This is a genomic window from Aeromonas sp. ZOR0001, assembly GCF_000801015.1.
Classification (GTDB): Bacteria; Pseudomonadota; Gammaproteobacteria; order Enterobacterales; family Aeromonadaceae; genus Aeromonas; species Aeromonas veronii.
Genome location: NZ_JRJY01000075.1, coordinates 29426 through 39992 on the forward strand (window position 1 = coordinate 29426; position 10567 = coordinate 39992).

A 10567-nucleotide genomic window follows, 5' to 3' on the forward strand; every position below is an offset into this window, starting at 1 on the left:
TACTATTATTCTTGTGGGACAATACCCGGCAGCAGATTCCACAATCATGACATAGCCACCTATAGGCACCAAGTTTTATGGCCCAGTTTTTCAAGCCCCAAAAGAAGTCCATCCAGCTCCAACGCATTGAATTTACGATAGACACCCTCGATCACCACTGCGTCGGTATCGGTCGCCATCAGGGCAAGGCGATCTTCGTCGAAGGGGCGCTGCCCGGCGAGACCGTCAAGGCACGCATCACCGAAGAGAAAAAGCAGTATGGTCACGCCGCCTTGCAACAGGTGGTGACCCCGGCGGCTAATCGTATCGCTCCCTTTTGCGGCCACTATCGCGAGTGCGGCGGTTGCAGTGCCCAGCACATGTCGGTTGCCGATCAGCAAGCCGCCAAGGCGGCGGGACTGGTCAGCCTGTTCGAGCGGTTGGGCAACATCAAGGCGCCGGCGCTGGAGCCGGTACTGACCGGTGAGGATCGTGCCTATCGCCGGGTCTGTCGTCTGGCCATCAAATTTGACAAGAACGGTCGCTGCACCCGGGTCGGTTTCCGCCGCCGCAACAGCAACGATCTGGTGGAGATCGACAGTTGCCCTGTGCTGGCCGAACCGCTCTCTGCGCTGATTGCCCCGCTGCGTGAATGCCTCAATCGCCTCAAGAGCCAGCGCGAGCTGGGCCATGCGGAGCTAATCCAGGCCGAGCAGGGGATCATGATGCTGCTGCGCCACACCGGCCGCCCCAATGAGACGGATCGCGCCCTGCTGGTGGAGTTTGCAAAAGCGCAGGGGATCGACCTCTATCTGCAGGCGGCCGATGATCGCATCGAAGCGCTGCAACAACAATTTTCCCCATCCTACTCGCTGGATGGCCTGTCTCTTGCATTTGCTCCCGGTGATTTCATTCAGGTCAACGGCCCCATAAACCAGAGCATGGTTGAGCAGGCGCTGACATGGCTCGGGGCGAGCAAGGATGACAAGGTGCTCGATCTCTTCTGCGGCATCGGCAACTTCACCCTGCCGCTGGCCCGTCAGGCTCGCGAAGTGGTGGGTGTGGAAGGTGAACTGGCCATGGTGCAGCAGGCCGAAGAGAACGCCCGTCGCAACGGCATCACCAATGCCCGTTTCTACAAAGCCGACCTGAGCGATGACATCGTCGGCATGTCCTGGGCGCGGGAAGGGTTTGATCTGGTGCTGCTGGATCCGGCTCGCCCCGGCGCGCTGGAAGTGATGGGACACGTCGTGAAACTTTCACCCAAGCGGGTGGTCTACGTCTCCTGTAACCCGGTCACCCTGGCGCGGGACAGTCAGGTGCTGGTGAAAGGGGGTTACCGTCTGGTGCGCCTCGGCATGCTCGACATGTTCCCTCACACCGGTCATCTGGAGTCCATGGCGCTGTTTGAACGGGAGTAAATGACTCATCAGTTCGGCGATGCCGGATAGGTCATCCGGCATGTTTGTTACTGTTTGAGCAGGTGTGTATATGAAGTAATCCTGCTCATCGGTACGGCGATGCGGATATGTAATCTGGCATGTCTGCGGCTGTTTGAGCAGGTGTGTATATGAAGTAATCCTGCTCATCGGTACGGCGATGCGGATGTGTAATCTGGCATGTCTGCGGCTGTTTGAGCTTGTGTGATTGGGGTAATCTAGACCCTCGTCGTTCGGCAGGGCCTGTTGGCGCGCTCTATTGTCTTTCTGGACAATATGCCTTGAAAAGTGCGCTGGATATCCCCATTTGAGGCAATCTCATGAGGGGAGAAAGTGACAGCTTTCGGCCCGATAATTTAAAGGATTGATACCATGGTTGCGGTTCGCGATATTCATTTGAAAGACAACTTCACCCTGGAAGAGTGGGTCAGCTCGCTCTCCTTGAGTGACAGTGAAAAGGATCAGCTGCGAACCGTCTACCAGTATTGTCTGACGCTCGGTGACGAGGCGCTGACCAGCAAGCTGCTGGTGCGCGGCATCGAAATGGTGGGCATCCTGCAGATGCTCAGCATGGATATCGGTACCCTCAAAGCGGCCATCATTTACCCCTTCGTCGAAGCCGGTCTCATCAGCCAGGAGCGGATGGACGAGGACTTCGGCTCCAAGATCGCCAAGCTGGTGGAAGGGGTGCTGGAGATGGAGGCCATCCGCTCCCTGCAGACCCTCCATCGCAGCGAAACCTCGCCGGAGCAGGTCGACAACGTGCGTCGCATGTTGCTTGCCATGGTCGAGGATGTGCGCGCCGTGGTGATCAAACTGGCGGAGCGGATCGCTTGCCTGCGGGAAGCGAAGACGGCAGATGAAGAGACCCGGGTGCTGATGGCCCAGGAGATCACCAATATCTATGCGCCGCTCGCCAACCGTCTGGGCATCGGCCAGCTCAAGTGGGAGCTGGAAGATCTCGCCTTCCGTTACCTGCACCCGGATACCTACAAGCAGATCGCCAAGCAGCTCGACGAGAAGCGGCTCGACCGCGAGCGCTATATCCGCGAGTTTGTGCAATCCCTGCGTAATGGCCTGAAAGAGGCGGGAGTTGACGCCGAGGTGTACGGCCGCCCGAAACATATCTACAGCATCTGGCGCAAGATGCAGAAGAAGCACCTCGAGTTCAACGAGTTGTTCGACGTGCGCGCGGTGCGGGTAGTGACCAAGCGGCTGCAGGATTGCTATGCGGCGCTCGGTATCGTCCATACCCAGTTCCACCACATTCCCCGCGAGTTTGACGACTATGTCGCCAACCCCAAACCCAACGGCTACCAGTCAATTCACACCGTAGTGGTGGGGCCGGAGGGCAAGACGGTCGAGATCCAGATCCGTACCGACCAGATGCATCAGGATGCCGAGCTCGGCGTCGCGGCGCACTGGCGCTACAAGGAAGGGGCGCAGGCTGGCGGCAAGGCCAACACCTTCGAAGACAAGATCGAGTGGCTGCGCAAGCTGCTCGCCTGGCAGGAAGATCTCTCCGAGAGCGGCTCCCTGCTGGAAGATCTGCGCAGTCAGGTGTTCGAGGACCGGGTCTACGTCTTCACCCCGAAAGGGGATGTCATCGACCTGCCGGCAGGCGCCACCCCGCTCGATTTTGCCTATCACGTCCACAGCATGATCGGTCACCGCTGCATCGGCGCCAAGATTGACGGCCGCATCGTGCCGTTTACCTATGCGCTGCAGACCGGCGATCAGGTGGAGGTGATCACCCAGAAAGAGCCGAACCCGAGCCGCGACTGGATGAACCCCAACGCCGGCTTCCTGCGCTCCAGCCGGGCGCGGGCCAAGGTGGCGACCTGGTTCAGAAAACTGGATCGGGACAAGAATATCGTGGCCGGTCGCGAGCTGTTCGAGAAGGAGCTGGATCGCCATAACCTCAGCATGTCCAAGATCGACAAGGGCAACATGCTGCGCCGCTTCAATCTGGAGAGCACCGACGATCTGCTGGCCGGTATCGGCAGCGGCGATATCCGCATCAACCAGGTGCTCAACTATCTCGACACCTGCTACAACAAGCCGACGGCGGAAGAGGAAGATCGCCGCCTGTTGGAGAAGCTGGAGCAGAAGGCCAATGCGCCGATGCGCCACAAGCCCAAAGACCACATCGTGGTGGAAGGGGTCGGCAACCTGATGACCCATATTGCCCGCTGCTGCCAGCCCATTCCGGGGGACTCCATTCAGGGCTTTATCACCATGGGACGTGGCGTTTCGATCCACCGGGAAGATTGCGAGCAGTTGAAAGAGTTGTCACGGCGCAACCCCGAGCGGCTGATCGATGCGGTGTGGGGGGAGAACTACTCCGGCGGCTACGGCCTCACCATCCGGATCATCTCCAACGATCGCTCCGGCCTGCTGCGCGATATCACCACAGTGCTGGCCAACGAGAAGATCAATGTGATGGGGGTGCGCTCACGTTCCAACGTGCGCGAGCAGACCGCCGAGATCGACATGGAGCTGGAGATTTACAACATCAACGCCTTCAACCGGGCGTTGGCCAAGCTCAGTCAGCTCAACGATGTGATCAGCGCCAAGCGGCTTTGATATCGAACCGACCGGCCCCAGTGGCCGGTCTGCATTTACGACCCTTGTTGAACGAATTGAAAGCGAATATCCCATGTCCCAACGTTACGATCTGCCCCAACTGCTCGACATCATGGCTCGTTTGCGTGATCCGCAAAACGGCTGCCCCTGGGATCTGAAACAGAACTTCCAGAGCATAGTGCCGCACACCCTGGAAGAGGCCTACGAAGTGGCCGATGCCATCGAGACCGAGGATTGGCAGGGGCTGAAAGGGGAGCTGGGGGATTTGCTGTTTCAGGTGGTGTTTTACGCCCAGCTGGGTAAGGAGCGTGGGCTGTTTGACTTCGCCGATATCGTCGATACGGTGAGTGAAAAGCTCATTCGCCGTCATCCCCATGTTTTCTCGGATGCCGACCTTGCCAACGAGCAGGCGGTAAAAGCGAACTGGGAAGCGGAAAAGGCCAAAGAGCGGGCGGCCCTCGACAAAGAGAGCGTGCTGGACGACATTCCGCAGGCGTTGCCTGCCCTGACCCGCGCCGCCAAAATTCAGAAACGCTGCGCCACCGTCGGATTCGACTGGAAGACGTTGGGGCCTGTGGTGGACAAGATCCACGAAGAGATCGACGAGGTGATGGAAGAGGCATTGATGGCCGATGTGGACGAGGCGCGGGTGAGCGACGAGCTCGGCGACCTGCTGTTTGCTACCGTCAATCTGGTGCGTCATCTGGGCAAGGATCCGGAGCAGGTACTGCGCGGCGCCAATGCCAAGTTCGAACGTCGTTTTCGTCAGGTTGAGCAGATAATCGCCGCAGAAGGCTTGAAAATGACCGATTGCACCCTCGAAAAGCTCGATGCCGCCTGGGATAAGGCGAAGGAAACCGAGCAAAGTTGATTTGGCGCAAGATGGGGGGGCGGTGAGCCTGATAGATTTTTGCTCATTGTTTGGGAGAGGGGTTTTTGGTATACTGTTTCCCCGTCCTGCTTCATCCCCGAAGCACCCCTTAAAATTCCCTAAACTTCTTTCAGGTTCAGCATGACGACCAAATATATTTTTGTTACTGGTGGCGTTGTTTCATCCCTCGGCAAAGGCATTGCCGCAGCTTCTCTGGCAGCCATTCTGGAAGCCCGTGGTCTGGATGTGACCATCATGAAACTGGACCCGTACATCAACGTGGATCCGGGCACCATGAGCCCGACCCAGCATGGTGAAGTGTTCGTAACCGAGGACGGGGCCGAAACCGATCTGGATTTGGGCCACTACGAGCGTTTCATCCGCACCAAGATGACCCGTCGCAACAACTTTACCACCGGCCGTATCTACGCCGACGTACTGCGTAAAGAGCGTCGTGGTGACTATCTGGGCGCCACCATTCAGGTTATCCCGCACATCACCAACGCCATCAAAGAGCGGGTGATTGCCGGTGCCGAAGGCCATCAGGTTGCCATCGTCGAAGTGGGCGGTACCGTGGGTGACATCGAGTCCCTGCCGTTCCTCGAAGCCATTCGTCAGCTGGCTGCCGAAGTGGGCCGCAACAACGCCATGTTCATGCACCTGACGCTGGTTCCTTACCTGGCTGCGGCCGGTGAAGTGAAGACCAAGCCGACCCAGCACTCCGTCAAAGAGCTGCTCTCCATCGGTATCCAGCCGGATGTGCTGATCTGCCGCTCCGACCGTGCCATTCCGGCCAACGAGCGCGCCAAGATCGCCCTGTTCTGCAACGTGCCGGAGCGCGCCGTCATCTCCATGAAAGACGTCGACTCCATCTACAAGATCCCGGCACTGCTCAAGTCCCAGAATCTGGACTCCTACTTCACCGAGCGTTTCGGTCTGGAGTGTAAAGAAGCTGATTTGTCCGAGTGGGAACAGGTTATTTACGAAGAGGCCAACCCGACTGGTGAAGTAACCATCGGTATGGTCGGCAAGTACGTCTCCCTGCCGGACGCTTACAAGTCCGTCAACGAGGCGCTCAAGCACGGTGGTCTCAAGACCCGTCACTCCGTCAACATCAAGTACATCGACTCTCAGGACATCGAGACCCGTGGCGCCGAGCTGCTGGAAGGTCTTGACGCGATCCTGGTGCCGGGTGGTTTCGGTGAGCGCGGTGTGGAAGGCAAAATTCTGGCTGCCCAGTATGCCCGCGAGAACAAGATCCCCTACCTGGGTATCTGCCTCGGCATGCAGGTTGCCATGATCGAATTCGCTCGCAACGTAGCGGGTATGGAAGGGGCTCACTCCTCCGAATTCAAGAAAGATTGCGCATACCCGGTCGTCGGCCTCATCACCGAGTGGGTGGATGAAGAGGGCAACGTCGAGACTCGTACCGAGAAGTCTGATCTGGGCGGTACCATGCGTCTGGGTTCCCAGCTCTGCCACCTGGTCGAAGATTCCAAGGTGCGTCAGATGTACGGCAGCCCGACCATTTACGAGCGTCACCGTCACCGTTACGAAGTAAACAACAAGCTGCTGCCGCAGATTGAAGCGGCAGGTCTGAAAGTGACCGGTCTCTCCGCCGACAAGAAGTTGGTGGAAATCATCGAGATCCCGGATCACCCCTGGTTCGTGGCCGCGCAGTTCCACCCGGAGTTCACCTCTACTCCTCGTGATGGCCACGCTCTGTTCGCCGGTTTTGTGAAGGCGGCAGGCGAGTATCAGAAGCGTAATTTGAAGTAATTGAAAATAAATGCGGTTGGGGCACTGTGCCACAGCCGCTTTTTTTGGCATATTTTTGTTGTTTTTTTACGAAACCTGAGGAAATACACATGTCCAAGATCGTTAAAGTGATCGGTCGTGAAATCATCGACTCCCGTGGTAACCCGACCGTTGAGGCCGAAGTTCACCTGGAAGGTGGTTTTGTTGGTATGGCAGCCGCTCCGTCTGGCGCGTCCACCGGTTCCCGCGAAGCGCTGGAACTGCGTGACGGCGACAAGAGCCGTTTCCTGGGTAAAGGCGTGCTGAAAGCCATCGAAGCCGTAAACGGCCCGATCGCTCAAGCTCTGCTGGGTAAAGATGCCAAGGACCAGGCCACTGTCGACCAGATCATGATCGACCTCGACGGTACCGAGAACAAATCCAAGTTCGGCGCCAACGCCATCCTGGCTGTTTCCCTGGCTAACGCCAAAGCTGCCGCTGCTGCCAAAGGCATGCCGCTGTACGCCCACATCGCCGAGCTGAACGGCACCCCGGGTGTTTACTCCATGCCGCTGCCGATGATGAACATCATCAACGGTGGTGAGCACGCCGACAACAACGTCGACATCCAGGAGTTCATGATCCAGCCGGTTGGCGCCAAGACCCTGAAAGAAGCCGTTCGCATGGGCGCAGAAGTGTTCCACAACCTGGCCAAAGTGCTGAAGTCCAAGGGCTACAACACTGCAGTTGGTGACGAAGGTGGTTTCGCTCCGAACCTGAAATCCAACGCCGAAGCGCTGGAAGTTATCGCTGAAGCCGTTGCCGCTGCCGGTTACAAACTGGGCACCGACATCACCCTGGCTATGGACTGCGCTGCTTCCGAGTTCTACGACGCAGAGAAGAAAGAGTACAACCTGAAAGGCGAAGGTCGTGTCTTCACCTCCAACGGTTTCTCCGACTTCCTGGCTGACCTGACCACCAAGTTCCCGATCGTCTCCATCGAAGATGGCCTGGACGAATCTGACTGGGAAGGCTTCGCCTACCAGACTGCTGAACTGGGCAAGAAAATCCAGATCGTTGGTGACGACCTGTTCGTAACCAACACCAAGATCCTGAAGCGCGGTATCGACAACGGCATCGCCAACTCCATCCTGATCAAGTTCAACCAGATCGGTTCCCTGACCGAAACTCTGGCTGCCATCAAGATGGCCAAAGACGCTGGCTACACTGCCGTCATCTCCCACCGCTCCGGTGAGACCGAAGACGCGACCATCGCCGACCTGGCTGTTGGTACCGCTGCTGGCCAGATCAAGACCGGTTCCATGAGCCGTTCTGACCGTGTTGCCAAGTACAACCAGCTGATCCGTATCGAAGAAGCTCTGGGTGCCAAAGCTCCTTTCCGCGGTCTGAAAGAAGTTAAAAACCAGGCTTAATTTGCTGGTTTGCCAGCCTCGGCTGGAATGAAAAAAACCGGAACCCCTGGGTTCCGGTTTTTTTATGCCTGCTCCTTGCCGCAACGCCCTGAGAGGCGAGGGCGTTGTGCCTCTGGTCTCGGGTCAGATAAAGGGGAGCGTGCGCTGATAGCGCCCTGCATGCGCCTTGAAGCCCAGCTTTGCAAACAGGGCGATAGAACGGACATTATCTGCATCGATATCTGCGGTGAGGCTGGTGACTCCCAGTGTGCTGGCGTGGGCGAACAACAATCCCAGCGCTTCCGACATAAACCCTCTGTGCCAATAGGCCGCATTGAGCAGGCAGCCCACCTCGCAGCAATGGCCCGCCTCACTGAAGCTGTGCAGGCCACAGGTGCCGATCACCTTGTTGCCCTCCCGCTCGACAATCGCCCACTCCAGTGACTCACCTGTTTGTTCCAGCCGCACCACGCTCGCCATCATCTGCACCACCATGGCGGGAGAGGTAAAGCAGGGATCAGAGGCAAACGCCATGGTCAGTGGATTGCCATAAATCTCGAACAGATCGGCGGCATCCTGCGGGCCAATGGTACGCAGTACAATCCGAGAGCCGGTTAAGTCTGGCTTCATAAATCTCCTTTGGATGTGTTACACCAGCAAAGCTACAGGTGAATAGAGATGCCATCTGAAAGTCGGCTCAGAAAGGTGGGTGTCCCAGATTTGTTGCTACTAGAAGAAGTAAAACAAACACGTTACCACTAGAGGAAGTAACGTAAACACGTTACTACTAGAGAAAGTAACACAATCACGTTACTACTAGAAGGAGTAACACAAACACGTTACCACTAGAAGAAGTAACACAAACACGTTACTACTAGGGGAAGTAACACAAAAACGTTACTACTAGGAAAGGTAACACAGACACGTTACCACTATAAAAAGTAACACAAACACGTTACTATTGAAGCTAAGTAGCAATACAGCACTACTTATGTATATGAGAGTTTAGATATGGAAGAAATAGAACAAGAAGAACGAGTCAGACCTATAGCAGTAATAAGTGGAGACATTGTACGCTCTACTGAACTAGAGCACAGTATGTATGAAGACCTACTCTATACTTTGCATAATCAGCTATCATTGATTCGTTCTCTAAATCCAAACAACAAGTTCGAAGTTACTAGAGGCGATTCTTTTCAAGTTCTAGTCCAAGATATCGAAAATGCAGCCACATACGCACTATTACTGAGAACTAGCTTAAAAAGTAGAAATAGTAATTATGATTGTAGAATAAGTCTTGCTATAGGACATGATGTATCTATACGACATACAATAGGTAGTTCAACAGGTGATGCTTTCACTTTATCAGGAAGAGCACTAGACAAGATGACCACAGACACATTGAAAGTGTCGACCCCAGTGCAACCGTTCAATGAACATTTTGATCTACTAACTAAATACTTAGATAACCAGGTATCAGGGATGACAGAACGCCAATGCGCGATAATATATATTGTCCTTAAAAATCAACACTCCCTTACACAGAAAGAAATAGCGGAGTTATTGGGCGTGAATAGAGTATCAGTGAACCGCTCAATAAAATCAGCAAACCTAAATTTAATAACTGAATATACTCAATTATTCTCGCAAAAAGTAAGGGAGTTTTTCCTTTGAATACATTCTTCATTTTGTTCCTATTTCTTGTCATTGTACATGTAATGGTCGACTTCTATTTTCAACCTGAATCATGGGTTCAAGACAAAAATGATAATAAAACAAAATCTCACAAGCTATATATTCATTCAGCAATACACGCTTTAGTTTCCTGCATCCCAGTATTATTTATCACAACAGATTGGCGTTCTATTAGCTGTATGTTAATTATTATTGGAGTTTCTCACTGTCTAATCGATCTTGCGAAGACATACTTAGGAAAAGACTTACGTTACTTCATTCTTGATCAAATACTACACATAGCAGTCTTGGCTGCGGTCGCTTTACATATATCTCAATTAGAGCTGCCTTTATCAGTAATGAAGGATATTGTTATTACTAAAAGCACTCTAGCAATTGCACTTGCTTATACTGTAATTTTTAAGCCCACTTCGATTATCATTTGTTCTATTTTATCTAAATATACGCCAGATGCGAATGAGGAAAATAAAGGCTTGATTTCCGGAGGGGCTATTATCGGATATTTAGAACGAACGTTAATTTTAACTTTCACTATAGCTGGGCAATTTTCAGTCATTGGATTCGTATTAGCTGCTAAGTCGATATTCAGATTTGGTGAATTAAACAACGCAAAAAATCATAAACTAACAGAATACGTTCTATTAGGTTCATTACTTTCAGTAGCGATTACATCGATTATTGGATTGGCCGTAAAGAACTTTATTTAGGGAGCCTAACGCCTGCATTTGCGGCTGGTTTGGAGTGCAGCGGAAAACCAGTCCGCCAACGTGCGTTTGTTAGGTATTTTTTAAATACTCTTTTTGCAATGGTAATCCCCCCATTTTTTGGAGCACTCAAAAGTAGAGGTC

Annotated in this window: 8 protein-coding genes; 7 read left to right on the plus strand and 1 reads right to left on the minus strand. The window is 54.0% G+C overall.

The annotated features are described in order from the left end of the window. Window positions 1–77: 77 nt before the first annotated feature. The 5 genes from rlmD to eno all read left to right on the plus strand — a co-directional run bounded on the left by rlmD (window position 78) and on the right by eno (window position 8045). On the plus strand, window positions 78–1400 hold the full coding sequence (gene rlmD, locus L972_RS09615) for a 23S rRNA (uracil(1939)-C(5))-methyltransferase RlmD (RefSeq protein WP_047437838.1): 1323 nt from the start codon (window positions 78–80) through the stop codon (window positions 1398–1400). Between the two features lie 390 nt (window positions 1401–1790). Beyond that, a complete protein-coding gene (gene relA, locus L972_RS09620; RefSeq protein WP_005335588.1) occupies window positions 1791–4004 on the plus strand; it encodes a GTP diphosphokinase in 2214 nt (737 codons plus the stop codon). 73 nt (window positions 4005–4077) lie between these two features. Next, window positions 4078–4875, plus strand: coding sequence for a nucleoside triphosphate pyrophosphohydrolase (gene mazG / locus L972_RS09625; protein ID WP_047437840.1), 798 nt, complete (start codon window positions 4078–4080; stop codon window positions 4873–4875). Between the two features lie 141 nt (window positions 4876–5016). Beyond that, entirely contained in the window at window positions 5017–6654 is a 1638-nt protein-coding gene (gene pyrG / locus L972_RS09630; protein ID WP_005335584.1) for a glutamine hydrolyzing CTP synthase, read from the plus strand. An 89-nt stretch (window positions 6655–6743) separates the two neighbouring features. After that, on the plus strand, window positions 6744–8045 hold the full coding sequence (gene eno, locus L972_RS09635) for a phosphopyruvate hydratase (RefSeq protein WP_005335583.1): 1302 nt from the start codon (window positions 6744–6746) through the stop codon (window positions 8043–8045). A 123-nt stretch (window positions 8046–8168) separates the two neighbouring features. Here eno and L972_RS09640 read toward each other — a convergent pair whose 3' ends face one another. Beyond that, window positions 8169–8654, minus strand: a complete 486-nt coding sequence (locus tag L972_RS09640) for a GNAT family N-acetyltransferase (protein WP_047437842.1) — start codon at window positions 8652–8654, stop codon at window positions 8169–8171. 381 nt (window positions 8655–9035) lie between these two features. On the opposite strand from L972_RS09640, the gene L972_RS21405 reads away from it, so the two are divergent. Both L972_RS21405 and L972_RS20800 read left to right on the plus strand, forming a co-directional pair. Then, window positions 9036–9698 carry an HTH domain-containing protein gene (locus L972_RS21405; RefSeq protein WP_136501700.1) on the plus strand — a complete coding sequence of 221 codons (663 nt, stop codon included), beginning with the start codon at window positions 9036–9038 and terminating at the stop codon, window positions 9696–9698. Next, on the plus strand, window positions 9695–10426 hold the full coding sequence (locus L972_RS20800; RefSeq protein ID WP_081990715.1) for a DUF3307 domain-containing protein: 732 nt from the start codon (window positions 9695–9697) through the stop codon (window positions 10424–10426). The genes L972_RS21405 and L972_RS20800 overlap by 4 nt, the downstream gene beginning before the upstream one ends. Window positions 10427–10567: the final 141 nt, after the last annotated feature.